Annotated in this window: 25 protein-coding genes; 24 read left to right on the top strand and 1 reads right to left on the bottom strand. The window is 42.1% G+C overall.

The window, feature by feature from the left end; all coding sequences use genetic code 11:
* Positions 1 to 22: 22 nt before the first annotated feature.
* The 23 genes from allB (at position 23) to IQ19_RS28980 (ending at position 22,982) form a co-directional block, all read left to right on the top strand.
* On the top strand, positions 23 to 1,480 hold the full coding sequence (allB, locus tag IQ19_RS12740) for an allantoinase AllB (protein WP_144542766.1): 1,458 nt from the start codon (positions 23 to 25) through the stop codon (positions 1,478 to 1,480).
* A 117-nt stretch (positions 1,481 to 1,597) separates the two neighbouring features.
* Positions 1,598 to 2,326 (top strand): cysteine hydrolase family protein, encoded by a 729-nt coding sequence (locus tag IQ19_RS12735; RefSeq protein ID WP_242020985.1) that lies wholly within the window; start codon positions 1,598 to 1,600, stop codon positions 2,324 to 2,326.
* Between the two features lie 34 nt (positions 2,327 to 2,360).
* On the top strand, positions 2,361 to 2,906 hold the full coding sequence (locus IQ19_RS12730) for a UbiX family flavin prenyltransferase (RefSeq protein WP_144542765.1): 546 nt from the start codon (positions 2,361 to 2,363) through the stop codon (positions 2,904 to 2,906).
* Positions 2,903 to 4,240 carry a UbiD family decarboxylase gene (locus IQ19_RS12725; protein WP_144542764.1) on the top strand — a complete coding sequence of 446 codons (1,338 nt, stop codon included), beginning with the start codon at positions 2,903 to 2,905 and terminating at the stop codon, positions 4,238 to 4,240. Before IQ19_RS12730 ends, IQ19_RS12725 begins: the two co-directional genes overlap by 4 nt.
* Positions 4,241 to 4,312: 72 nt before the next feature.
* Positions 4,313 to 4,576: a BMC domain-containing protein gene (locus tag IQ19_RS12720; protein WP_199749462.1), complete on the top strand. Its 264-nt coding sequence runs from the start codon at positions 4,313 to 4,315 to the stop codon at positions 4,574 to 4,576.
* A 16-nt stretch (positions 4,577 to 4,592) separates the two neighbouring features.
* On the top strand, positions 4,593 to 5,579 hold the full coding sequence (locus IQ19_RS12715) for a hypothetical protein (RefSeq protein WP_144542762.1): 987 nt from the start codon (positions 4,593 to 4,595) through the stop codon (positions 5,577 to 5,579).
* Positions 5,580 to 5,626: 47 nt separating this feature from the next.
* Positions 5,627 to 6,064 (top strand): BMC domain-containing protein, encoded by a 438-nt coding sequence (locus IQ19_RS29125; RefSeq protein ID WP_144542761.1) that lies wholly within the window; start codon positions 5,627 to 5,629, stop codon positions 6,062 to 6,064.
* 26 nt (positions 6,065 to 6,090) lie between these two features.
* A complete protein-coding gene (locus IQ19_RS12705) occupies positions 6,091 to 6,375 on the top strand; it encodes a BMC domain-containing protein (RefSeq protein WP_026581688.1) in 285 nt (94 codons plus the stop codon).
* A gap of 2 nt (positions 6,376 to 6,377) precedes the next feature.
* Positions 6,378 to 7,106 (top strand): hypothetical protein, encoded by a 729-nt coding sequence (locus IQ19_RS12700; RefSeq protein ID WP_144542760.1) that lies wholly within the window; start codon positions 6,378 to 6,380, stop codon positions 7,104 to 7,106.
* Between the two features lie 68 nt (positions 7,107 to 7,174).
* A complete protein-coding gene (locus tag IQ19_RS12695; RefSeq protein WP_110066515.1) occupies positions 7,175 to 7,453 on the top strand; it encodes a EutN/CcmL family microcompartment protein in 279 nt (92 codons plus the stop codon).
* Positions 7,454 to 7,459: 6 nt separating this feature from the next.
* The gene (gene ade / locus IQ19_RS12690) at positions 7,460 to 9,271 is read left to right on the top strand and encodes an adenine deaminase (RefSeq protein ID WP_144542759.1); all 1,812 of its coding nucleotides are present in this window, start codon (positions 7,460 to 7,462) and stop codon (positions 9,269 to 9,271) included.
* A gap of 71 nt (positions 9,272 to 9,342) precedes the next feature.
* Positions 9,343 to 10,026 carry a cyclase family protein gene (locus IQ19_RS12685; RefSeq protein WP_144542758.1) on the top strand — a complete coding sequence of 228 codons (684 nt, stop codon included), beginning with the start codon at positions 9,343 to 9,345 and terminating at the stop codon, positions 10,024 to 10,026.
* Positions 10,027 to 10,299: 273 nt separating this feature from the next.
* A complete protein-coding gene (locus tag IQ19_RS12680) occupies positions 10,300 to 10,923 on the top strand; it encodes a DUF1989 domain-containing protein (RefSeq protein ID WP_144542757.1) in 624 nt (207 codons plus the stop codon).
* The gene (locus tag IQ19_RS12675; RefSeq protein ID WP_144542756.1) at positions 10,923 to 12,092 is read left to right on the top strand and encodes a M20 family metallopeptidase; all 1,170 of its coding nucleotides are present in this window, start codon (positions 10,923 to 10,925) and stop codon (positions 12,090 to 12,092) included. Before IQ19_RS12680 ends, IQ19_RS12675 begins: the two co-directional genes overlap by 1 nt.
* Entirely contained in the window at positions 12,092 to 13,429 is a 1,338-nt protein-coding gene (locus tag IQ19_RS12670) for a 5'-deoxyadenosine deaminase (protein ID WP_144542755.1), read from the top strand. The genes IQ19_RS12675 and IQ19_RS12670 overlap by 1 nt, the downstream gene beginning before the upstream one ends.
* A 211-nt stretch (positions 13,430 to 13,640) precedes the next feature.
* On the top strand, positions 13,641 to 14,054 hold the full coding sequence (locus tag IQ19_RS12665) for a CoA-binding protein (protein ID WP_144542754.1): 414 nt from the start codon (positions 13,641 to 13,643) through the stop codon (positions 14,052 to 14,054).
* A 575-nt stretch (positions 14,055 to 14,629) separates the two neighbouring features.
* Positions 14,630 to 16,609, top strand: a complete 1,980-nt coding sequence (gene parE, locus IQ19_RS12660; RefSeq protein ID WP_144542843.1) for a DNA topoisomerase IV subunit B — start codon at positions 14,630 to 14,632, stop codon at positions 16,607 to 16,609.
* The gene (parC, locus tag IQ19_RS12655; RefSeq protein WP_144542753.1) at positions 16,606 to 19,059 is read left to right on the top strand and encodes a DNA topoisomerase IV subunit A; all 2,454 of its coding nucleotides are present in this window, start codon (positions 16,606 to 16,608) and stop codon (positions 19,057 to 19,059) included. The genes parE and parC overlap by 4 nt, the downstream gene beginning before the upstream one ends.
* 149 nt (positions 19,060 to 19,208) lie before the next feature.
* Positions 19,209 to 19,472 (top strand): spore germination protein, encoded by a 264-nt coding sequence (locus tag IQ19_RS12650; RefSeq protein WP_144542752.1) that lies wholly within the window; start codon positions 19,209 to 19,211, stop codon positions 19,470 to 19,472.
* 425 nt (positions 19,473 to 19,897) lie between these two features.
* Complete coding sequence (locus tag IQ19_RS12645) at positions 19,898 to 21,340, top strand: alanine/glycine:cation symporter family protein (RefSeq protein WP_144542751.1); 1,443 nt, start codon at positions 19,898 to 19,900, stop codon at positions 21,338 to 21,340.
* Between the two features lie 109 nt (positions 21,341 to 21,449).
* Positions 21,450 to 22,220 carry a hypothetical protein gene (locus IQ19_RS12640; RefSeq protein WP_144542750.1) on the top strand — a complete coding sequence of 257 codons (771 nt, stop codon included), beginning with the start codon at positions 21,450 to 21,452 and terminating at the stop codon, positions 22,218 to 22,220.
* A gap of 67 nt (positions 22,221 to 22,287) precedes the next feature.
* Entirely contained in the window at positions 22,288 to 22,761 is a 474-nt protein-coding gene (locus IQ19_RS12635; RefSeq protein ID WP_144542749.1) for a staygreen family protein, read from the top strand.
* An 86-nt stretch (positions 22,762 to 22,847) separates the two neighbouring features.
* On the top strand, positions 22,848 to 22,982 hold the full coding sequence (locus tag IQ19_RS28980; protein WP_277875337.1) for a hypothetical protein: 135 nt from the start codon (positions 22,848 to 22,850) through the stop codon (positions 22,980 to 22,982).
* 798 nt (positions 22,983 to 23,780) lie between these two features.
* On the opposite strand, the gene IQ19_RS12630 is transcribed toward IQ19_RS28980, so the two are convergent.
* Positions 23,781 to 24,017 (bottom strand): hypothetical protein, encoded by a 237-nt coding sequence (locus tag IQ19_RS12630; protein ID WP_144542748.1) that lies wholly within the window; start codon positions 24,015 to 24,017, stop codon positions 23,781 to 23,783.
* A 174-nt stretch (positions 24,018 to 24,191) separates the two neighbouring features.
* Between IQ19_RS12630 and IQ19_RS12625 the strand changes: the two genes are divergently transcribed.
* The gene (locus tag IQ19_RS12625) at positions 24,192 to 24,824 is read left to right on the top strand and encodes a TVP38/TMEM64 family protein (protein ID WP_144542747.1); all 633 of its coding nucleotides are present in this window, start codon (positions 24,192 to 24,194) and stop codon (positions 24,822 to 24,824) included.
* Positions 24,825 to 24,836 lie beyond the last annotated feature (12 nt).

Here is a 24,836-nt window from a genome sequence, read left to right as displayed (position 1 = left end):
ATAATAGATAGGAGCAGGGTAAATGGATTTAATTTTGAAAAACGCAAATATTCCTCAGGGAGATCGTCAAGTATTAACAAACATTCTGGTAAACGAAGGGAAGATTGTAGGCTACACCAATGATATCAGCTTCCTTAATGCCAAAAAAGTGATTGATATTGATGGAAAGCTCGTTGTGCCAGGCTGTATCGATCCACACACCCATTTCATGGATCCTGGTTTTACTCACAGGGAAACTTTCGCGACAGGCAGCCGGTCTGCTGCAGCCGGCGGTTTAACTACTATTATCGATATGCCTTGCTGCAGTAAACCTTCTGTCCGGGATGGTGAGAGCTTTAATAAGAAAATAGCGCCTATCCGGGGCCAGGCTTATATAGATTATTGCTTCTGGGGCGGAATGACTGGTGAAGATGCCCGTGAAGGATGGATTGACAATATATATCCTCAAATTGATCAAGGGGTTGTTGCATTCAAGGTTTATATGACACCTTCTGTGCCAACTTTCCCTAAAGTCTCAGATGCTGAAATGCTGGAGATTTTCAGCAATGTAGCCAAAACAGGCCTGCCCATTGGCGTCCATGCTGAAAATTATGATATATGCACCTTCTATTCAAAAAAGCTTGAAAAAGAAGGCAGGATGGATGGTCCTGCATGGGCGGAAGCGCGTTCCAGCCTTGCTGAAAAAGTGGCAATCGAGTTAATCCTGAGTTTTGCAGAAGCAACAGATGCTCGTGTTCATGTAGTACATATGAGCACAAAGGAAGGCGTCGAGCTTGTAAAGGCAGCAAAGAAACGCGGTGTGAAAGTAACTGCAGAAACTTGCCCTCACTATTTAGTCCTAAATGCCAAGGATGCCATGACTGAACGCGGGGCATATGCAAAAATTGCACCTCCATTGCGCGGAAAAGAAGACAATGAGTCTCACTGGCAGGCACTTGCTGATGGAACGATTGATTTTGTTGGAACTGACCATGCCCCATATGAAATTGCTACGGAAAAAGACTATCCTGGAGCGACAATCTGGAATACATTCCCAGGGATACCTGGCGTAGAAACAATGGTTCCGATCCTTGTGAGTGAAGGATTAAACAAAGGCCGTTTATCCCTTTCCCGTTTTGTAGAGGTTACAAGCCGAAATGCAGCAATCCATTATGGTATCTATCCGAAAAAAGGTTCCATGGAAATTGGGGCAGATGCTGACTTCACGGTCATTGATCTAAACAAAGAATATGTGATTGATGAGCAGAAAACAGAATCCATGGCTAAATATAATCCGTTGCATGGCATGAAGCTTAAAGGAAAGCCGGTACAGACGATTGTCCGCGGAAATATTGTCTTTGAAGAGGATAAAGGTATTACGGGCGAAGCCGGATACGGAGAATTTGTACCGCGCCAAAGCATTCAGCGCCTGGAGAGAACATTTAAATATGAAAAATATAATGAAGTGAAAGTAACTTCCAAAGAAACAGTTAAACAATAAGGCTCTGTAAAAGCTCATTGTTGTTTTTTCACTCAGTTGATTGGAACGGAAGGCGTAAGGCTCATCGAAAATGCATCCGCATTTCCTTCGCGGGTGTTGATCGAGGATACTATTCCAATGGCTTGCGGGAAAAGGGAGTTAAAGGGAGACCCCGCAGGCGCACTGCGCCGGAGCACCCGCGGTTTTGAGCACCTGGAGCGGAAATCAACAGACAAGGATAACAGAGCTAATAATAAAGAGAGAGGTTGGGTTTGGATGGAACTAAGAGGAAATAAGCATTGTGTGGTTATTATTGATATGCTGAATGATTTTATCGGGGAAAAAGCCGCTTTACGATGCGAAAACGGGGAAAAAATCGTTCCAAAAATTCAGGAACTCATTGAGTTTGCCCATGAAAATAATATTCAGGTGGTACATGTCCAGGAAGCCCACCGGAAAAATGACCGCGATTTCCGGGTGCGGCCTGTTCATGCTGTAAAAGGTACGTGGGGATCCCAGTTCATTCCTGAGCTGCAGCCTGATGAAAGCAAAGGTGACTACGTTGTGCAAAAAAGACGTCACAGCGCATTCAGCTACACAGATTTCGACCTTTTCTTAAGAGAGGAAGAAATTGATACGGTCGTGTTAACAGGTGTTTGGACGAATGTCTGTGTACGCAGCACGGCTTCGGATGCTTTATATCATGGCTATAACGTCATCTGCATATCAGATGGAACTGCCTCCCAGGATGATGATATGCATGTATCCGGTTTGCGTGATATTGACATCTTTGGCGACATTTTAACTACAGAAGAATACAAGGAAATGGCTAAAAAGAAGTTCTCCCAAGACAATAAAGTTGTCTAAATCACACACATCCGAAAGAAAAAAGCGGATATTAGTGGGAATTACCGGGGCAAGCGGATCGCTGTACGGATATACATTGATCCGCGCCCTCCATCAACTCGGAATAGACACGCATTTAATTGCAACGGAGATGGGAGAAAAGGTCATGCAATTTGAATGCGGAGTCAAGATGGAGGAGCTCAAGGAATATGCCACTATACATAGCAACCGAAACCTTTTTGCCTCGGTTGCGAGCGGCTCTTTTCAGACAGATGGGATGGTGATTGTTCCTTGTTCCATGAACACATTGGGCGCGATTGCAAATGGTGTAGGCGACACTCTTCTAAGCAGGGCAGCGAGTGTTGTACTTAAAGAAAACAGGAAGTTTATTATTGTTCCGCGTGAAGCCCCTTTCCATTTAATCCATTTGCGCAACATGACGGCCCTCGCTGAAAGCGGAGCGTGCATCATGCCTGCATCACCAGGGTTTTACCATAAGCCTACGGAAATATGGGAGCTGGCCAATTTTATGGTCTCCCGTATTCTGGATATGCTGGATATTGATCATCAGCTTTTGGAAAGATGGGGGGAAGCACAATGAACCCAGTAACAATGAGGGCACTTTTGGATAATTGGGAAGGAAGAGGCTTGCTTCACCGGGTTAGAAAAGAAGTTAATCCTTTATATGAGCTTGGTGCTGTGGTTAATGCCAGAAATGGAAGAGAACCTTTTTTATTTGAAAAGATAAAGGGCTATCACACCCCGATGGCTGCCGGTCTTGGAGGTGACAGAGATCTGCTTGCGGATAGCATGGGGATCAAGGCATCTGACCTGGTCCCGAAAATAATCGAATCGATCGTCAATCCAATACCAACCACTTTAAAGCAAACCGGACCCGTACAAGAAAATCTGGTAACAGGCGATTTTGATCTGGCAGATTTGTTTCCGATCCCAACCTATCATGCGGAAGACTCCGGTGCTTACTATGTTTCAGGCATTCTCGTGGTGAAAGATTTATCCGGCCAGAAACGCTATACCTCAATCAGAAGGATGCAATACTTAGGTGGAAACCGCACCAATATCCTCATAACTTCTCCGGAATTAATGGAACAGTATGCACATTTTGAAGAAATGGGGGAACCAATGGAAGTGGCAGTTATGTTCGGTGTTGTGCCTGCTGTTGTCTTGAGTTCCCAGATCAGTACCCATCTCTACCATACAGATAAATTGGATGTGGCAGGTGCATTACTTGGACAATCCCTGGATGTGGTTCAATGCAAAACAGTAGATTTGGAAGTTCTAGCTGAGGCAGAGATTGTTCTTGAAGGCCGGATGCTTCCTCATGAAAGAGAAATGGAAGGCCCATTTGGCGAACTGGCCGGCTATTATGGAACCCAAACTCCTCAGCCAATTGTTGAATTTTCGGCTGTTACGTACCGCAATGACGCGATTGCACAGACCATTTTCCCTTCAAGCTATGAAGAAAAGCTGCCAATGGCGCTGGTCAGGGAGGCAACCCTATTCAGTACGGTCAGGCAGGTTGTTCCCAATATAAAAGCAGTCCATATCCCCATGGGAGGCGTGGCCCGTTATCATGCAGTGATCCAAATCGAAAAAAAGCATGAAGGGGATGGAAAACAGGCTGCACTGGCCGCTTTTGCCAGTGATAAAGATTTGAAGCATGTGGTAGTTGTGAATGATGATGTGGACATTTTTGATTCGGACGATGTGGAATGGGCCATTGCAACCAGGGTCCAGGCTTCTGATGATGTCTTTATTGTCCCTGGTGCAAAAGGATCGCCGCTGGAATCTTCTCACCATTTAAAGGGAGTCACCGACAAAATGGGAATCGATGCTACTTTTCCGCTTGGAAAGGAAGAGTTATTTAAGAGAACATCGATTCCATTTGAAGTGAATCTTGAAGACTATTTATAGGAAATTATAAATATCAAAACTTTTAAGTTTAAAAAATAGCACCTTCCGCTGTCTCTATAGAGGAGGATTAAAATGAAAGCAATTGGCATGATCGAAACAAGGGGGTTAACAGCCGCAATCGAAGCGCTCGATTCAATGGCTAAAGCTGCAAATGTAAGTTTAGTTGATATGAAACGCGTGGGTTCAGGACTGGTGACAGTAATCGTTGAAGGGGATGTTGCAGCCGTAACAGCCGCTGTAGAGGTGGGGAAAACCGCCCACAGCAAGACTGGCGGAGAACTCGTTTCAGCTAATGTCATCCCTCGCCCCCACTTTGAACTGAGCAAGATCCTATAAAGGAGGTGGAAATGGAGTGTCGGATTTCATAAAAAGCGTGGTCCAAGAAGTCATGAAGCCGTATCAAAAGCCAAAGGTGAATCCTATTATGGCAAAACCTCCTCAAGCAAAGAAAACTGAACAGCCGCCTATGAATGAAATGAAGAGTAAACAGGCAATACCGGGGATCAGCCGCCCGAATTATCAGCGGGCAAAAATGGATAAGAGGCTTTCGGTTGCAGCCGCTGCTCCACCTTCTCATCAAAGAACGCATATGTCTAAACAAGTAAAGCCGCAACAGCATTCGAACGTCTCTACTAATAGGGCAAAAGGATACTCAAAAGAGCCTCTCGCACAGCTGCAAACCATTTCCTTAATCCAGGGCAAAAAGCCTGCAGGCTCCAATGAATCTTTTTCTTCACAACAGCAGCGTTCAGCAAGAGAAAGCAAACTAATAGGTCAAACAGCAGATGGCATTAAAGCATGGCTTTTCAATGACTTGCACTCAAGCCTTGAAAATAACTTTCAGCGATCATTAAAGTCAAATTCAATCGGCGTCATCACTTCTGAAAAATGTACGGCAGGACAACTTTTTTTCTTAAATGACCTTTTAAGAGAATACCCTTCCATGAAGTATTGTTTAACGTGGGATAAGGAAAGCCGGCAGAGCTTTGTTTTGGAATTGTATGAAGACAACGAACAAGCGCTTCTTGAAGCGGTAAAGGTTTTTTATAAAAAGGTTTCTCAAAGAACGTATCAAACCATTCACGTTTATAAAGCCAATTCTCCGAGCCCATGGCTAACGAAACAGCTTGATATTCAGGCATCCGTGAGCGGAGCAGCAGTGATTGAAGGATTCGATTATTATACAGGAGTTTTATTGGCTGACCGTTATTTAAAAAGGAATCCGGCCATAACTGCAGGATTCTCCTTTGAAAAAAACTACCTGCTGATCTATGGAGAATATGATTCAGTTTCCAAGATTTCAGAGGATCTAAAAAAAGAAGCAGAAAGAATTAAATAATAATAAAGAGTTTATTGCGGTAATTCCCCTGGAAGGAGGCATCATAATTGCAGGCATTGGGACTGATCGAAACAGTTGGCTATACTACCGCGGTTTCGGCTGCAGATGCTGCAGTAAAGGCAGCTGATGTAGAAATTGCAGGCATTGAAAAAATAATTGGTGTCAACGGATATCTTGGTGTAACAATTCACTTTAATGGAGACGTTGCTGCCGTAAAATCGGCGGTTGATGCCGGTGTAAATGCAGCTGAAAGAGTTGGAAAGGTGATATCATCGCATGTTATACCAAGAGCCCATAGTGAGGTTTCCGGGAAGCTTCTTCCCCAGTTTAAGCTGAATGAGGAGAATGCAGAAGACACAGAAACCAAGCCGGAACAAAAGGCGGATCCCCAAGCCGATAGCGGAAGCAAAACCAAACAAAAAGGGGCTGCGAAAAAGAAAGACAAGAAAAAAAGCAATAACGGGGCGGATGGAGATAAAGATTAACAAACATTATTTAAGGAGGAATTATCATGGGAGAATCATTAGGGTTAGTTGAGACAAAAGGTCTTGTCGGAGCTGTTGAAGCTGCTGACGCAATGGTTAAAGCAGCGAATGTAGAGATTTGCGGATACGAAAAAGTAGGATTCGGACTTGTTACAGTAATGGTCAGAGGGGATGTTGGGGCCGTTAAAGCCGCAACAGATGCAGGAGCAGAAGCTGCAAGCCGTGTTGGTGAACTTGTATCCGTACACGTAATCCCACGCCCTCACAGTGAAGTTGAAAGAGCATTGTTATCCAAAAAGATCGGTGAATAAGCATGGATAAAGCTGTGCAGAGTGAAATGGTCAATCACACTCTGCAAGAGATTTACCACCGTGGAGGCGGATTCCCTAGAAGACCATATGTCCTGGCTCTATTAACCTCTCATATGATTGGAATGGAACCGGGATTTTCTTACTTAAAGGAAATGAAAAAGGATTCTATTACTCTTCGACTAACGGGTGAAAACTCACTCCTGGCCAAGATGGAGCTCGGTGAACTTATTAAGGCTGCGGGGAGCGATGATTGGATCCCCGAATTATGTCTGAGTGAAGAAATTTTAAGAGAGATAGATGGAATTTTCCTCCCCATCCTTTCTTTTTCCTTAGTAAATGACCTCTTATCGTTTAATGAACAAAGGCCATTTGTTCGCCTGATTCTGGAAGCTCTTTTTAAAGGGAAAAAGATTGTGGCCTTAAAAACCGGCGCAGATCCCCATGATCCTTATTGGAAAATGAAAGGAATAGACAAAGGGCCTGCGCTATTGAAAAGAACAATGCTGCAGCAGCTTGTTCAGCTGAAGTCAATGGGCATTATTTTGATTTCCAAGAATGAAAAAGCCGATTTCACACCGGAAGAGAATAAAAAAACCGTCATTTCAAAGGAAACAATCCGGTATGCACATCTGCAAAACCAAACTGAGATACGAATTCAAAGTGGGAGCATCATTACGCCTCTAGCGAGGGATATGGCCAAGGAATTAAATATATTGCTCAAAACATTTTAATGATTGCTCAAACAGGAAGGCTCTAAATTCCGGACTTTTGAACAATCTTTTTAAGGGAGAAGATTAGTATGCAAATGGGAATGGTGGTGGGCCGTGTAACTGCCACAAGGAAAGACGAAAATTTAACGGGCACCAAACTATTGATCACTCAGCCTATCGGATTGGATGGCAGCATGTTACCGAACCCCATTATTACCGTTGATACTGTTGGAGCCGGAATTGGAGAAAAGGTGATTTATGTGACAGGAAGCATGGCTTCAAGAGCTGTCCAAAACAAAGAGGCTCCCATTGATGCTGCGATAATCGGAATTATTGATAGTGTGGAAGGAACGAAGACAGGGGGATAAAGAAAAATGGGCGCAAAAAGAATCAAAGAAGCGATCCAGCATCGCAAGCTGATTGATGTATTGCTTGATAGCCATTTACATGCAGATCTGGTTCTAAAGGGCGGGTATTTTATCAATGTTATAACCCGTGAAATCTATGAAGCGGATGTTGCCATTAAGGGTGAATATATTCTAATGGCCGGGGATGCAAAAGACTTAATCGGACCGAAAACAAAGGTTGAAAATGTAAAAGGAAAGTTCATCTGTCCCGGCTTTATTGATTCACATATGCATTTTGAAAGTGCCATGCTGACTTGTACGGAATTTTCCAAGCTCTCCATTCCAACCGGAACAACTACTTTAATCGGGGACCCGCATGAGATCGGGAATGTTCTTGGTGTAAAAGGCATGCAGGCCATGATTGAAGAAGCAAAAACGCTTCCAAACAGGATTTTGTTTACGGTACCTTGCGCTGTACCGGACGCCCCGGGTCTTGAAACCTCAGGGTTCGATGTTACATCCAAAGATATGAAGGAGCTTCTCTCGGATGACTATGTCCAGGGAATCGGCGAGATTCAAAGTTTCAGCAATATTAAGCCAGTTTACGAACATGCTCCAGAATTGATTGATGACCTCGTTGCTGCCGTCTCTTATGCAAATTCGATCGGAAAGACCGTGGAAGGGAATGCCCCAGGGTTGTTTGGAAAGGAATTGGCCGCGCATATCATTAGCGGAGGAACACATGTGTCTTGCCATGAAACGACCACGAAAGAAGAAACAGTGGAAAAGCTCCGTTACGGTGTGAGCGTATTTATGCGTGAAGGCTCCTCACAGAGAAATATGGCAGATTGCATTCGTGCCATTACGGAAGACGGCCTTGATTCAAGAAGAGCCATACTTGTTTCGGACGATATGGTTCCTGCGGATTTATTGAATTACGGCCATATGAACGATATTATCCGGCGTACGATTGGTGAAGGAATTGATCCTGTTGAAGCCATCCAAATGGCAACGATCAATCCTGCCTCGCACTTTGGGTTTAAGGATGTGGGGGTTATTGCTCCTGGTAAAAGGGCGGATGTAGTGGTCATTAGCGATTTAACTAATATGACCGTTGACCAGGTTTATCTGGCTGGTAAAAAAGCGGCCGAAAAAGGCGAGCTAACGATGGAAATTGCTCCTTACATATATCCGGAAAGTGTAAAGAAATCAGTGAAGCGCAAGCCGGTTACTGTTAAGGATTTGGCAATTGAAGCATCAGGCAGCCGTGCCAGGGTGAGGGCGATTGATGCAATCCCATATCAGAATTTAACTGGCGGGCGTGAATTTACCCTAAATGTGAAAGAAGGCATTGTCCAGCCATGCCTGCAGCAGGATGTTCTTCCGCTTCTTGTAGTGGAGCGGCACGGGAGAACAGGTAAGATCGGCAAGACGTTCCTTCACGGTTTTGATCTAAAAAGTGGAGCTATAGCCGAAAGCGTAGCCCATGATACACACAACATTATTGTAACTGGCACAAATTATGAAGATATGGTAACTGCCGTTAATCGCGTAATCGCCATGGATGGCGGAATTGCGATGATTAAGGACAGCAAAGTTGTGGGCGACCTGCCTTTAAGGATCGGCGGTTTAATGACAGATGAATTAACAGGCAAAGAAATGAGTGAAAAGGTAGACGAATTATCGCAGCTTGCTAAAGAGGTGCTGGGCTGCGGCATGGATGTTCCGTTTATGCACTTATCTTTCTGGTCACTCGTCACAAGCCCTAAATGGAAAATTACTGATATGGGCTTAATTGATGTAGATAAATTTGAAATTATTCCGACCATTATTACTTGATCATAAAAGCGGCGTCCCCTCCGCTTTTCATATATAAACAAAATTTTATTTTTATTTAAAGGAGGAAAACCATGGGAGTTAAACTAGTCGATTTAACACAGGAAATTTATCAAGGGATGCCTGTTTTTCCCCTCCACCAAAAAACAATGATATTCCCAAACATCTCCCACGAGGATAGTGAAAAGCAAATTGGCTTCATGTTTGCCACCAATAATCTACTAATCAACGAACACGGTCCTACCCACAGTGACGCCACATATGAATACGATCCAAATGGGAAATACATTGATGAAATGCCGCTTGAATTTTTTTACGGGCCTGCTGTTTGCCTGGATGTGTCGCATGTTCTGCCTGACCGTTATATTACAAGCAGGGATCTGGAGGATGCACTGCGGAATTCGCAGCAGTTTATTGAAAAAGGCGATATCGTTCTCCTTTATACAGGTCACTATAACCGTTCATATGGAACCGAAGAATGGCTTACAACCTATACAGGCCTCGATTACCAGGCCGCTAAATGGCTCGCTGACAAAGGTGCTGTAAATATTGGCATTGATGCACCGGCCATTGACCACCCGGATGATCCGAAATATTCAGGCCATCTAATTTGCCGTGAATATGGAATAACCAATACTGAAAACTTATGTAATCTTGATCAAGTTGCGGGGATGCGGTTTTTATATTTTGGCCTGCCGCTCCGCATCCGAAAGGGCACCGGCTCCCCAATAAGGGCAGTAGCTGTATTTATTGAATAGGCTCTGTTAAACTGGCCTGTTGATTTCCGCTTAAGAAGCTCAGCGAACTGCGGGCGGTCCCGAGCTCCCCGGCGCATTCGCGCCTGAGGGGTCTCCCTTTGAGCGCTCCTCCCGCTGGACATTGAATGAGAATCCTCGAATAGTCACAGCGCACGAAGGAAATGTGAATGCATTTTCGAGGAGTCTCGCGCCTTCTGATCCAATCAACAGGGTGCCAAAATCTAAAACGAGTTTTAAAACAGCCATTGAATAATAACCAAAGGAGGAGATCGCTTGGGAGAAGTTTTTAAAAAAGAAAGGATACGTGAGGAAATCATTATTCCTCCTTATGAAGGCAGAAGTGCCAGGCTCTACAAAGGTGAGGAACTGATTATTATTGATATGGAAGGAAAACAGGTGGGCGATTTTGTCTGTTTCAGCTATGAAGACCCGTCCGAGCATGTATCTCCCGTACATATGCGGGCTTCATTAAGCAGCATCCGGTTAAAAACGGGCGATTTGCTTTACAGCAATCGGCGCCGCCCGTTGATGCAGCTGGTCGAGGATACTGTCGGAAAACATGATTTCTTTTTCCCAGCCTGCGATTATTACCGTTATAAAGTGGATTTTGGCAAAGAAGACCATCCGAATTGCCATGACAATCTTGAAAGTGCTTTGAGAGCTTTCCATATCCAACCCCCCATTATCCCAGATCCTATCAATCTGTTTATGAACAATGTGCTTGATGATTTGGGCGATTATAAAATTGCAGAGCCCTTTTCCAAACCGGGTGACTATGTCAGGCTGAAAGCACTTTGTGATGTGGTCATTGCCTGTACCACTTGCTCTCAGGATATGGCACCTGTAAACGGGTTTAAGGTTACCCCGTTAAAAATGCAAATCGTGGAGGTTGATTGATGAATGACATCCAATTTCTTCAGCAGCTGCTCCAAATCGACAGCTCTAATCCGCCAGGAAATGAACATCGAGTTACAGAAGCATTTATAGCCCGATGCAAACGAAAGAGTCTTCCATATAAAGTTACTTTTCTTGATAAGAACAGAAGCAATTTTGAGGTAACCCTTCAAGGGAAAAGCGATAAACAGCTATTTTTATGCGGCCATATGGATACCGTTTCTCCAGGTTCAGGTGAATGGAATTACTCACCGTTTTCCGGTGAAATCGTTGATGGGCGGATCTATGGGAGAGGCGCATCTGATATGAAAAGCGGTCTGGCCGGGATGTTTTTGGCGTTGGAGGAAATATTCCTGACAGATGCAGTTCCTCCCGCTACCGTTACGTTTCTCGCGACAGCCGGTGAGGAAGTCGATAGCTGCGGGGCAAGAGCATTTTTAAAAGATAATGAAAAAAGAAAGGTTGATGCGCTTGTCATTGCCGAACCAACTGATGAAAAAATTGTGATTGGCCATAAAGGAGCCCTCTGGCTCGAAATTATAACGTTCGGAAGGACCTCTCATGGCTCCATGCCGGAGCAGGGAATCAATGCAGTGGACCATATGCTTAAGGTCATCCAAATACTGAATGAAATGAAGGTTGAATGGAGGGCTGAAAAAGAACCCCTCGGTCAGAGCAGCCTAGCTGTTACCATGATTGAGGGCGGAGTGCAAACGAATGTGATTCCTGATAAATGCAGGATTAGAGCAGATATTCGTACGGTTCCGCCCCAATCCCATTATAACTTTACTGAATTGCTGAAGAGCAAGCTGGATCTGTTAATTGAACAAGATGAAATTTTCCAATATCGTGTTGAAATAATATTGGACCGCCCGTCTATACTCACACAGCCTTCAGAAGATATCATTCAAATAGCGCAAATGTTAAAAAGAGAATCCAATACAGATCACTTCGGCGTCTCTTACTATACAGACGGGGCTGTCCTGAATCCCAAAAGTGATATTCCGACCCTAATCTACGGACCAGGAGACGAAAAGCTTGCCCACCAGCCGAACGAATGGGTCAGCATTGAAGCTTACCGGCGGTCCATCCAGTTTTACAAACAGCTTATATTGAATTACGGCAAACAAAAGGTTATACAGTCAAGCCCACTTAAAGGAGGCGGAGTATAATGAGCAGCATCCTGATCAAAAATGCCGAAATCATTACGATGAATGCGAAAGAAGATATTCTCCTCGGGGATCTCTATATAGTCGATGACCGAATTGCAGAAATAGGACCGAACTTAAGCGTTTCAGCTGATAAAGTAATAGATGCTTCAGGGAAAACAGTCATCCCCGGTTTTATTCAGACACATATCCACCTCTGCCAGACCCTATTCCGCGGGCAAGCCGATGACCTTGAATTGCTGGATTGGCTTAAACAAAAAATCTGGCCGCTCGAAGCCTCTCATGATGAAGAATCCATTTATTACTCTGCCATGCTTGGAATCGGAGAGCTGCTGCAAAGCGGTACGACAACTGTGGTGGACATGGAAACGGTCCATCATACAGAATATGCTTTTCAGGCTATTGCCGAGAGCGGCATTAGAGCTCTCGCAGGCAAAGTCATGATGGATAAAGGCGACGAGGTTCCCGTTCTATTAAGAGAAAAAACATCGAGTTCCATTCAGGAGAGTGTGGACCTTCTGGAAAAATGGCATAACCATGATAATGGCCGTATTCAATATGCTTTTTGCCCCCGCTTCGTCGTTTCCTGTACTGAGGAATTGCTTACGAATGTAAGGGACCTTTCAGCCGGCTACAATGTAAGAGTTCATACACATGCTTCTGAAAATGCAAACGAAATTCTGCTTGTTGAAAGAGAATATGGAATGAGGAATGTTGTTTATTTGGACAGCATTGGACTCGCCAATGACAGGCTGATTCTAGCCCATTGTGTTTGGCTGGATGAGGAAGAAAAGAGAATTATAAAACAGCGGGGAGTGAAGGTAAGCCATTGTCCAGGTTCCAATTTAAAGCTGGCATCGGGTGTGGCTGAAGTACCTTCTTTATTGGAGAAGCAGGCATTTGTCAGTTTGGGGGCAGACGGCGCTCCTTGCAATAACAATCTCGACATGTTCAATGAAATGAGATTGGCAGCGATTATTCAAAAGCCGGTTCATGGGCCTACAGCCATGAATGCCCGAACGGTATTCAGAATGGCTACGATTGGCGGGGCAAAAGCTGTTGGAATGGAGGGTGAGATCGGGAGCCTTGAACGTGGCAAGAAAGCTGACCTTGCCATCCTAAATTTAAATGATTTCCATGTCTATCCTTCGTTTGACATAGATACTATTTCTAGAATCGTTTATTCCGCAACTCGAGCGGACGTGGAAACAACCGTAGTAAACGGAAAAATTTTGATGGAAAATAGAAAGCTAAAAACAGTTAATAAGGACATTGTGTTAAAAGAAGCGAACAAAAGTATAAAAAGATTAATCAATAGACTGGAAACAGTAGTATACTAATTAGTTATTTCGGCTGATCAACAAGGCAGCCGATTTTTTATTGTTATATAATTAGGTATGAAGGAGTAGAAATGTGAAGATAACAATGATGGAAAGTGCAGATTTAAAACAAACTGTGAAGTATAATGATGAGCATTAAAGCAATTAAATAGTACACTTTAGGAAATTTAGGTAAAATAGATGTAGACTATAAGTTTTGGGAGGGAAAAAGATGCCTATTAAAAATCCAAGCAGGGAAGAAATCGGCGTTCTTTTAAAAAAGTCAAAGCGCATTGCGGTTGTCGGTTTAAGCGGAAATCCCGATCGTACTTCATATATGGTTTCCGAAGCAATGCAAAATGCAGGTTATGAGATAATCCCGGTGAATCCAACCGTTGATGAAGTTCTTGGCGTTAAAGCCGTTTCAAGCCTTAAAGAGATCGAGGGACATATTGATATCGTAAATGTTTTCAGGAGATCCGAGTTTCTTCCGGAGGTTGCAAGGGAATTTGCAGAAATTGATGCAGATATCTTCTGGGCACAGCTGGGTGTAGCAAATCAGGAAGCATACGATTTTCTTAAAGAAAAGGGATACACTGTCATCATGGACCGCTGCATTAAAGTTGAACATGCATTAACGAAGTAAAATCAGCATGAGGTCTTGAAAAGATCTCATGTTTTTATTTTTGTCTGACTTCGCAAACTTTGTTGCTTTTTAAACAAGTATTGTGGAGAGGTTGATTTCCGCTCCAGGATACTCAGCGAACCGCGGGGTGGGCGGTGAGCCTCCTCGGCGCGCAGCGGCTGTGGGGTCTCACCTGTCCCGCTCCTCCCGCTGGAGTCTCGTACCTTATGCTCCAATCAACCAAACTTATTTATCAATGTTTCTATTCACAAATCTATTCAAAAACAACAATCTTTTAGAAAAAAGCCTTATTTTTATAAGAAGCCCGTAAATAAAGGGTTTAGCTAATGGAAATAATCTTTAAAAATCCCGCAACACTCAAGAACTTATTTGCCAAAACCAAATAAATAGATAAAATAAAGCATAGACCTTATTAAATTATATGGTAAAATATGAATGTGGAACACCTGTTCTCATATCGGGATTTATCTAATTTTTATAAAGGAAAAACGATCTTTGAGCCGAATGCTTATACGGGTGTTCAAGAGCCGCAATTGGCGGCCAGTGTTGCTGCAAGATATGAAAGGGGTATGTTCGTGGCAAAAAATCAGGAAGCTTTTGACTACAATGATGATGCCATACAAGTACTCGAGGGGCTGGAAGCAGTAAGAAAGCGCCCTGGGATGTACATTGGAAGTACGGATGCAAGGGGTTTGCACCATCTTGTATATGAGATTGTCGATAACGCTGTTGATGAAGCGCTGGCGGGTTACGGGGATCATATCATTGTCAAAATACATAAAGACAATTCAATAAGTGTTCAAGATAAAGGACGCGGTATGCCAACCGGGATGCACCGGATGGGCAAGCCAACGCCTGAAGTTATATTGACCGTTCTCCATGCCGGGGGAAAGTTCGGCCAGGGTGGCTATAAAACAAGCGGAGGGCTGCACGGTGTCGGTGCCTCGGTTGTTAACGCCCTTTCCGAATGGCTGGTTGTAAAAATTAAGCGGGATGGATTTGTATACGAACAGCGGTTTGAGCATGGCGGAAAACCTGTCACCACTCTTGAAAAAGTAGGCAAGACAAACCAAGCGGGCACAACAATCCATTTTAAGCCTGACCCGACGATTTTCTCCACTACTACTTATAATTATGAGACTCTATGTGAACGTCTTCGTGAGTCAGCGTTCCTCCTAAAGGGAATGAAAATTGAGATCCTTGATGAACGGAATGATTTTCATGACGTTTTTCATTATGAAAACGGCATAGAGGCTTTCGTTGAATATTTAAATGAGGAGAAGGATGTCCTTCACCCGGTAATAAGCTTTGAAGGAGAAAGCAATGGAATTGAAGTCGATTTCGCTTTTCAATTCAATGACGGCTATTCGGAAAATGTATTGTCCTTTGTCAATAACGTCCGAACAAAAGACGGCGGAACACATGAAGCGGGTTCAAAAACAGCTATGACACGCGCCTTTAACGAATATTCACGAAAGGTGAATTTGTTAAAGGAAAAAGATAAAAATTTGGATGGGGCCGATATCCGTGAAGGATTCACTGCCATTGTCTCTGTTCGGGTGCCTGAGGAACTTTTGCAGTTTGAAGGACAGACGAAAGGCAAACTCGGAACAAGCGAAGCACGCTCGGCTGTTGATTCTGTTGTTTCTGAGCATTTGTCGTATTTTCTTGAAGAAAACCCTGAGACAAGCTCCCTACTAATCAAAAAAGCGATCAAGGCCTACCAGGCCAGAGAAGCTGCCCGCAAAGCACGTGAAGAAGCCAGGAGCGGAAAAAAACGGAAGAGATCAGAAGCGGTACTATCAGGCAAACTGACTCCAGCCCAATCACGCAATCCGCAAAGGAATGAAATATATTTAGTAGAGGGAGACTCCGCAGGCGGATCAGCCAAGCAAGGAAGGGATAGACGGTTCCAGGCTGTGCTTCCGCTAAGAGGTAAAGTTATCAATACAGAAAAAGCGAAACTTCAGGATATCTTTAAAAATGAAGAGATTAATACGATTATCCATGCGGTCGGAGCAGGCGTTGGAGCTGATTTTAATCTGGATGATGTCAATTACGATAAGGTAATTATCATGACAGATGCCGATACAGATGGAGCGCATATACAGGTGCTGCTTCTCACTTTCTTCTACCGTTATATGAAGCCTCTTCTTGAAGCTGGTAAAGTATTTATTGCTCTTCCCCCTTTGTATAAAGTCAGCAAAGGATCAGGCAAAAAAGAAGTGGTTGAGTATTCCTGGAGTGATGATGACCTTCAGGACACCATTAAAAAAGTTGGTAAAGGCTATATGATTCAGCGATATAAGGGTCTTGGCGAAATGAACGCAGACCAGTTATGGGAAACGACGATGGATCCTGAAACACGTACGCTGATTCGCGTGAAGATTGATGATGCAGCAAGGGCGGAGCGCCGCATTACCACATTGATGGGCGATAAGGTAGAACCGCGACGCAAGTGGATTGAATCCAATGTTGCATTCGGACTTGAAGAAGACGGAAGCATACTTGAAAATGAAAATATTTCTGTTTTAGAGGAGGAGGTTGAATCTTGAGTTCTGCAGAAAAATTCCGCGACCTTCCTCTTGAAGATGTACTGGGTGACCGTTTTGGGCGCTACAGTAAATATATTATCCAGGACCGTGCACTTCCTGACGCGCGTGACGGCTTAAAGCCGGTTCAAAGACGTATTTTGTATGCCATGCATGTTGAGGGGAATACCCAGGATAAAGGCTTCAGAAAATCAGCAAAAACAGTAGGAAACGTAATCGGCAACTATCATCCGCATGGTGATACATCGGTATATGATGCTATGGTGCGGATGAGTCAGGATTGGAAGGTCCGAAACCTTCTCGTTGAAATGCACGGGAATAACGGAAGCATAGACGGAGATCCACCGGCAGCCATGCGTTACACGGAGGCCCGGCTTTCTGCCATTTCATCTGAATTGCTGAAGGACATCGAAAAAAGGACAGTTGATTTTATCCCTAACTTTGACGATACGTCCAACGAGCCAACAGTCCTGCCTGCCAGGTATCCTAACCTGCTTGTTAATGGTTCCACAGGAATTTCAGCGGGGTATGCTACTGAAATTCCGCCTCACCATTTAAATGAAATCATTGACGGTGCTATTTTGCGCATGGAAAAACCGGACTGCTCAATTGATGAGCTGATGGAGCATATTAAAGGACCTGACTTTCCTACCGGAGGCATTATCCAGGGCGTTGATGGCATTAAAAAAGCCTACGAAACAGGCAAAGGCAAAATCATTATCCGCGGAAAATCCGAATTTGAAGACCTGCGCGGAGGGAAAAAGCAAATTGTCATCACCGAGATTCCTTTTGAAGTGAATAAAGCCAATCTCGTGAAGAAAATTGATGAATTCCGACTGGACCGCAAAGTGGAAGGCATTGCCGAGGTCCGCGACGAAACGGATCGCACAGGTCTCCGCATTGTAATAGAACTGAAAAAGGATGCGGATCCTGAAGGCGTTTTGCATTATTTATACAAAAACAGCGATTTACAGATAACATATAATTTCAACATGGTAGCCATTCACAACAGGCATCCAAAATTAATGGGGCTCAGGGAGCTTTTGGATGCATACATCGGCCACCGTAAAGACGTTGTAACCCGCAGGTCACAGTTTGACCTGCATAAGGCAGAAGCCCGCCAGCATATCGTAGAAGGCTTGATGAAGGCACTCTCAATTCTGGATGAAGTAATAGCGGCCATCCGTGCTTCTAAGGATAAACGGGATGCAAAGGATAATTTGATTGCCAAGTTTGAGTTCACAGAACCACAGGCAGAAGCCATCGTTTCTTTACAGCTATATCGCTTAACAAATACAGACATAACGGCTTTGAGAGCAGAGGCTGAAGAGCTTGCCAAGCAGATCCAGGAGCTGAAGGCCATTCTGGAAAGCGAGAAAAAGCTTTACTCTGTGATTAAAAAGGAACTTAAAGATGTTAAAAAGCGTTTTGCTGATGAACGCCGCACCAGAATTGAAGCGGAAATTGAAGAAATAAAAATCAACCTTGAAGTGCTGGTGGCAAGTGAAGATGTCATCGTCACCGTAACAAAGGAAGGCTACGTCAAGCGTACAAGCCAGCGATCCTTTGCCGCCTCAAACGGACAGGATTTCGGCATGAAGGATTCCGACAGGCTGATTGCCCAGCTGGATATGAACACGACCGATGTTCTCCTTGTATTCACGAATAAAGGAAATTATTTATATTGTCCGGTTCATCAGCTGCCAGACATACGATGGAAGGATCTTGGCCAGCATATTGCCAACATCATTCCGATTGACCGGGATGACTCCATTGTTCGGGCTATACCAGTAAAAGATTTTGAGACCGAGGCATTCCTGCTCTTTATGACGAAGAACGGAATGGTGAAAAAAACTGAGCTGAAGCAATATAAAGCACAAAGGTATTCCAAACCGCTCGTTGCCATTAATGTAAAGGGCAATGATGAAGTTCTGGATGTCTATCAGACCGATGGCACGAAAGAAATATTCCTTGCCACTCATCAGGGTTATGGGTTATGGTTCCATGAGGAAGAAGTAAGTATTGTCGGTGCCAGGGCTGCTGGTGTGAAAGGAATTAATCTAAAAGACGGCGACTTTGTAACCGGCGCCCAGCTCATTGAAGATCCAAAGGAACAAGCTGTAGTCATCGTTACACAGCGTGGATCCATAAAGAAAATGAAACTAAGCGAATTCGAGCGTACTTCCCGTGCCAAGCGCGGGGTAGTCATGCTTCGTGAATTAAAATCCAATCCTCATCGCATTGTTGGATCCGTCATTATCAGAGGCAGCGATGCTATATTCATTGAAACCGAGAAAGGCCATATAGAAGCTGTCAAAGGTTCAGCAATCCGATTTAATGACAGGTACTCAAATGGATCATTCATTATTGATGAATCTGAGAGCGGAAAAGCGAAAGGTATTTGGAAGACGGAAGATCAACCAGATGATCCTAACGGCCAATCGGCAGAATAAGGCTAATGAACCCCCTGCATTTGCAGGAGGGTTCATTTTTTTTAGGTGATGTTTCCCTCCTGTCTAAACTTCTGACACCTGGTTATAGGAATTTAAATTACCTAAATTAAGCAAACTAACCAAAAATGTTCAGTAGAGGTGTGCATGCAATGTGGTTTAGGAAACCTTCAAAAAATAGTAAACCGATCGCAAAACCTCAAGATGAAAAAACCCCTTTGATACATAGCGGAGTTATAGATAAGTTAAAGCATACTGAAGACTTAAAAGAACGGCATATTACAGCAGTCGGGCAAGATTATGTCATTATTTATATTCAGACCCTTGTGGATCAGGAAAAACTGGAAATGGCTGTCATTGAGCCATTGACAAAATCTAAATGGACGAATTGGCAAAAAAAAATTGATACAAATTGAAAATTTAAAGAATCACCCAGTATATCAACAATATGGCCAAAATGTGGAAATAGTCGGCTGTTTGCTCCATTTGGAGACAGGGCAACTTGAGCAGGTAAATGGATGAATCTTTAGTAAAGCATCACTGGACTGTTCAGTGATGCTTTTTTGTTGTGAACAGGAGAGAGTGTTAATGTTATTCTAAGTAAAGTTTTTTGTATAAAAAACTAATAGAAAATTATATGAAAACGTTTGAAAATATTGGATAAAGGGAATAAAAAGTTTGGTACTTTCCTTTTTACCAAGCGTTTTTTCCCTTTTTTTATGCCTTGGAATGAATATACGGCTTGTCTATTAAAAATTCTTCTGATAGATTAGAAAGGGTATTCCTTTTGTAAAATAGTAAAATGCCGCAATTTAAAAAAACACAACTAGGGGGGAAATGCATGGATTTATTCTTACAAGGATTAAATTCAGCCGTAGGCTTTCTAAATGATTTGGTCTGGACTTATATTCTAATCGCAGTATTAATCATTTTAGGTCTTTATTTTAGTGTTAAAAGCAAGTTTGTCCAATTTCGTTACTTGGGGGAAATGTTCAGAATTCTTGGAGATAAAAGAATGGTATCCGCGGAAGGCAAACGGGGGATATCTTCCTTCCAGGCTTTCACAGTCAGTGCTGCTTCCCGTATTGGTACGGGTAACATGGCAGGTGTCGCTACTGCGATTGCAGCGGGCGGACCAGGTGCAGTTTTTTGGATGTGGGTGATCGCCTTTCTAGGCGCAGCATCTAGTTTTGTAGAAAGTACTTTAGCTCAGATTTATAAGGTTAAAGATAAAAATGGCTTTCGAGGCGGCCCTGCTTACTATATGGAAAGAGGGCTAAAGAAACGCTGGATGGGCATTCTGTTTGCTGTTATTATCACATTTTGTTTCGGTCTTGTGTTTAATTCAGTCCAATCCAATACCATTTCTTTAGCTTTCAATGAAGCGTTTGGAACAAGCCGCTTGATGATCGGCTTGATTCTCGCAGCATTAACTGCCCTTATCATCTTTGGCGGTATCAAGAGAATCGCCTACGTATCTCAGATAATCGTTCCAATTATGGCTGTTATTTATTTAATTGTTGCAATTGTCATTGTAGTACTAAATATCACTGAAGTGCCTAGCCTTATCGCGACGATCGTAAAAGGCGCATTCGGCATGGATCAGGCATTTGGCGGAGCAATGGGCGCTGCTGTTATGATGGGGATTAAAAGAGGCTTATTCTCAAATGAAGCAGGTATGGGTAGTGCTCCGAACGCGGCAGCAACAGCAGCTGTTACCCATCCTGTTAAACAAGGATTAATTCAAACGTTGGGTGTTTTTGTTGATACGATTTTAATCTGTTCTGCGACTGCATTCATGATAATCCTTTCAGGAGCCTATACAACTCCTGATTTATCTGGAATTCAGTTAACACAAACAGCTTTATCTTCACATATTGGCTCTTGGGCACCAATTTTTGTTGCTGTTTCGATTTTCCTATTTGCATTCAGTTCAGTAATCGGCAACTATTATTACGGTGAAACAAATATTGAATTCATTAAAGAAAGTCGAGTGGCTATATTTATATACCGCCTGGGAGTAATCGGCATGGTTATTTTCGGTGCTTTGGTTGACCTGGCTACTGTTTGGGGCCTTGCTGATTTATTCATGGGCATCATGGCGTTAATCAACTTGATTGCCATTACTATGCTCGGTAAGATTGCCTTTGCAGCTCTTAAGGATTATAGGGCCCAGCGTAAAGAAGGAAAAGATCCGGTATTCTATGCTGATTCTATCTCTGGACTTGATGGAATTGAATCATGGGAGACAAAGGAAAGTGCTTTAAAGAAAACAGGTAAATAATCATTTTTATGAAACCTCCTATCCTTTGTGATAGGAGGTTTTTTTATGCTTTATTACATTAAATTTCCATATATGGGGAAGCTAATAAAAAAATAGGGGAGGATTCATTATGAAAAAGGAATTGCTCTTTGCGTTTGCCGCGTTCTTTTTTATGTCTTTATCGGCTATAACAGGTGTGTACGCTGGTGAAGAGGAAGAAAAGATCATTACGATTTCAAAAGAAAAAGTGGACGTGTCCGGTGATAAGAAGAAAGATACCGTTTACATAAAGGGCGTCTATTATGAGGAGGGTGCTGCTTTTTTTAAGGAAGTCTTTTTGGAGATAGCGGCCTCTGACGGGAAAACCTATAAAGCGGAACTAGCAGGCGGGTATGAACCACAGGTACAATTTGAAGATTTAAACCGAGATGCCATTAAGGATATGTATATAAGCATTCCGACTGGAGGAAGCGGGGGATTATCCAATTTTTATTTGTATTCCTTAAAAGATTTCAAATTGAGTGACCTAACGGTTCCACCCCCTTTAATAATCAATAGCCAATTTGAAAATGGATATAAAGCATCTGTAAGCATTCAAGATACCAGCCAATCGTATTCCTTTGATTTAAGGGACCGCGGGGAGGAGTATGAGCGTCTTGGTTTATATGTAAATGGGAAGCTTAGTGAACCAACTGAGCTAATGGTAAACCCTTATAGTACATTAAAGATAACCCCTGTGGATGGCGAGAAAGGATTGCTAGGGGTACAGAGAATCAGCGGGGCTTATAATGCCGATACGATCGCTTTTGTGGAATCCTTCTGGCTATATGAACAAGGAAAATGGGTCTTGAAAAACACGAAGGTTATGAAAATGAATCCGCGCAGCTCCAATAAGAATTAGGCAACTGTCACGTTTATAGGCGGATATCATACACTAACATAAGTATATTTGCTTAGGGGGCGCTTATATGAGTAAATTTAATCCATCTAAGCTCGCAGTCAAGTATTTGCCTCCTGCGACTGAATTCAGGCCAGTAGATCGCAGGAAATATACGCTTACACATTCAGATGCTACAGGAGACTTATTTCTGGCGATAGGCGGCTATTACGATCTAAATGCCATCAACCCTAAATTTCGTGATGAAGTGTTTGCAGAGTGGCAGCCGCAGATGGGCCAGTATGTCCTGAGCGGGAAGGTGTATATCAGCGGAGGGGAATTTGATGAACAATACTCCAAAATAAGGTTCATGATTTTCCAGAAAGAGTTGGATTTGGCTTTAACAGCAATGGTTTATGGTGATAGATGCTTTTACTCGAACTATCCCTGGCTCCTCGATTCACCGATCTTTATACATTTTGAATCGGTATATCCACAATTCAGCAAAATACTCTATTACGATACTCCAAGAAAGTATCTTCAAGCGGCTTTGCAGCTTGTTTGACAAAAAACACAGGATAACCTGTGTTTTTTGTTTTTTTGAATAAAAATGAAAACAAAACAAATCATAGGAGCAAAGGAGTGATAACGTTGAAGAAAAACGAGGAAAATACTTATAAATTGAGCTATGAATCGGATGGGAAAATGGGGAAGAAGGGTAAAAATAAAGAGAAAAAAAAGGATGAGGCAGAAATGTTCTTTAACAACACCCAGGATAGTGAATAAACAAATTGAGGGTTATGAAAAAAGTTATTGGTAAATCTGATTGGATGAAGGATAGATCTAGTTACTAATAATTATGTTATGTAAACTAAATTGAAAGCCTTTGAAAAGAGGGGAATAGTAAAATTTTAATTGGCTATTTAATGTAAAAGTGTTTCCGAATGAAAGATTATAGTCGAAGAAATTTATTAATGATATTGGCACAAAATTGCAGATCATTATAAATAATAATGATGTTTAACTTAGCCTTGTGAAATCCCAAAAAAATTTATGAGATCATAAAATCGGAAATCTAAATATAAAATTACTTGATTTAAATTTTTAAATAATGAATGGCAAAGCATAATTAGAATAAATTCAGATGTTTTAAGTTATAAAAACCAATTTCAGTAAAAATTTTCATTTTGTCTCACTATCTTAAGTATACTTAGATAATGAGACCTTTTATTTTGTTTTCTTTATTACTTCCTATAATATATATTATGTAAACTAAAAATAATTATTAAGGTTAATAAAATTTTCCCCCTCTCCTATGAAAAAATTCTCCCTTCAGGAGTGAGAATCACGACTTAATAATAGATGTATGAGCTTATTCCCTTTTATGGTCTGGAATTGGGTAAATGATTATCTAATTTTAGTTTAAGATTGCTCCGCTAATCAATAATTCTAGTTATTCATTTTGGTCTTATTAATAAATGCCATATTTTTCTATAGGTAACTTACCCAAAAACATAAACCTTGCCTCAGCACTTTTCAGAGGAAAGGTTTATGGTCTAAATTTCGGGTTTGATCATTTTCTGATTAAAACTTTTCATTTATCTCCCATGATTCAACTGTTTTATAAGCTATTTGCGGATCATAGCCTTTTCCAATCAAATAAGCCATAGCCGCAATTTCTGTCATGGCATGGGAAACTGAAGTAAATTTTGCTTCTGATAAACCATAGTTCACGAATGGTTTTATAATCGTTAACGTCTCACTTTTTAAATCTCTGTATGGAATATAATATCCATAATTCATGTTTGGATCATAGTGCATTAACTTTACCTTCCTCTCCTTTTTTACTCGATGTTATTTTATGTTGGATTTTAGAATATGTTTTTGTCCATTTTAATACATTTCCTTACGAAAAAATAAGCATACTGATAGTAAGGTTTTGGAAAGGTAAATTGAGAAAAAATTAAGGGCTTTTATGTTAGGAGCCATAATAAAATGCGAAAATGGTGGATTGTAATAGCCTATATCAATATTTTGATTATCGGGTTAACCAAAAAAGATTATATATTAAATTGGCTGCAAAACAGTGACTCTTCCTGGCTTCCAGTTATGTTTTTCTTTTCTGTTCTAATTGCATCAATTCCATTCTTGCCTTTTACTCTATTTGCCGGATTAATGGGAGTGAAATTTGGTGCGATTATTGGTTTGCTGATTAATTGGTTTGGCATTCTCTCTGCTTCTCTTATTTACTTTTTTTTATCACGTTATTACTTTAGGGATTATTTCACTGCCTTTTTGATAAGGTATAAAGGAATTAAAAAATTTCAATCCCTCTTTGAAAAAAATGCATTTATTGCTATTCTATTTGGACGAATGATCGCTATTATTCCTCCTCAGGTGATTAACATTTATTGTGGAGCATCTGAAATTCGATTTAGGTATTTTTTTATGGCAACTGCCATTGGAATGCTGCCACCTATGTTTTTGCTTGCTTACAGCGGAGAGCAAATTTTTTCGTCAGGTCATAATCTGCTACTGGGAGTTATATCATACCTTTTCTTTCTAGTCTGTTTAATCCTTTTTTATAAACTATGGTTCAATAACAAGTTACAGCAATCTAATAAATAATCTACTCGAAAA

The sequence above is a fragment of the Cytobacillus oceanisediminis genome (assembly GCF_007830235.1).
Lineage (GTDB): Bacteria > Bacillota > Bacilli > Bacillales > Cytobacillaceae > Cytobacillus > Cytobacillus oceanisediminis.
This window is presented reverse-complemented; position numbering and strand designations above follow the sequence as displayed.

What these genes read in the sequence shown, in the direction of transcription:
- allB (WP_144542766.1), top strand. Translation starts at nt 23, where the DNA reads ATGGATTTAATTTTGAAAAACGCAAATATTCCTCAGGGAGATCGTCAA.
- IQ19_RS12735 (WP_242020985.1), top strand. Translation starts at nt 1,598, where the DNA reads ATGGCTTGCGGGAAAAGGGAGTTAAAGGGAGACCCCGCAGGCGCACTG.
- IQ19_RS12725 (WP_144542764.1), top strand. Translation starts at nt 2,903, where the DNA reads ATGAACCCAGTAACAATGAGGGCACTTTTGGATAATTGGGAAGGAAGA.
- IQ19_RS12720 (WP_199749462.1), top strand. Translation starts at nt 4,313, where the DNA reads ATGAAAGCAATTGGCATGATCGAAACAAGGGGGTTAACAGCCGCAATC.
- IQ19_RS12705 (WP_026581688.1), top strand. Translation starts at nt 6,091, where the DNA reads ATGGGAGAATCATTAGGGTTAGTTGAGACAAAAGGTCTTGTCGGAGCT.
- IQ19_RS12700 (WP_144542760.1), top strand. Translation starts at nt 6,378, where the DNA reads ATGGATAAAGCTGTGCAGAGTGAAATGGTCAATCACACTCTGCAAGAG.
- IQ19_RS12695 (WP_110066515.1), top strand. Translation starts at nt 7,175, where the DNA reads ATGCAAATGGGAATGGTGGTGGGCCGTGTAACTGCCACAAGGAAAGAC.
- ade (WP_144542759.1), top strand. Translation starts at nt 7,460, where the DNA reads ATGGGCGCAAAAAGAATCAAAGAAGCGATCCAGCATCGCAAGCTGATT.
- IQ19_RS12685 (WP_144542758.1), top strand. Translation starts at nt 9,343, where the DNA reads ATGGGAGTTAAACTAGTCGATTTAACACAGGAAATTTATCAAGGGATG.
- IQ19_RS12675 (WP_144542756.1), top strand. Translation starts at nt 10,923, where the DNA reads ATGAATGACATCCAATTTCTTCAGCAGCTGCTCCAAATCGACAGCTCT.
- IQ19_RS12670 (WP_144542755.1), top strand. Translation starts at nt 12,092, where the DNA reads ATGAGCAGCATCCTGATCAAAAATGCCGAAATCATTACGATGAATGCG.
- IQ19_RS12665 (WP_144542754.1), top strand. Translation starts at nt 13,641, where the DNA reads ATGCCTATTAAAAATCCAAGCAGGGAAGAAATCGGCGTTCTTTTAAAA.
- IQ19_RS12650 (WP_144542752.1), top strand. Translation starts at nt 19,209, where the DNA reads ATGTGGTTTAGGAAACCTTCAAAAAATAGTAAACCGATCGCAAAACCT.
- IQ19_RS12645 (WP_144542751.1), top strand. Translation starts at nt 19,898, where the DNA reads ATGGATTTATTCTTACAAGGATTAAATTCAGCCGTAGGCTTTCTAAAT.
- IQ19_RS12640 (WP_144542750.1), top strand. Translation starts at nt 21,450, where the DNA reads ATGAAAAAGGAATTGCTCTTTGCGTTTGCCGCGTTCTTTTTTATGTCT.
- IQ19_RS12635 (WP_144542749.1), top strand. Translation starts at nt 22,288, where the DNA reads ATGAGTAAATTTAATCCATCTAAGCTCGCAGTCAAGTATTTGCCTCCT.
- IQ19_RS12630 (WP_144542748.1), bottom strand. Translation starts at nt 24,017, where the DNA reads ATGCACTATGATCCAAACATGAATTATGGATATTATATTCCATACAGA.
- IQ19_RS12625 (WP_144542747.1), top strand. Translation starts at nt 24,192, where the DNA reads ATGCGAAAATGGTGGATTGTAATAGCCTATATCAATATTTTGATTATC.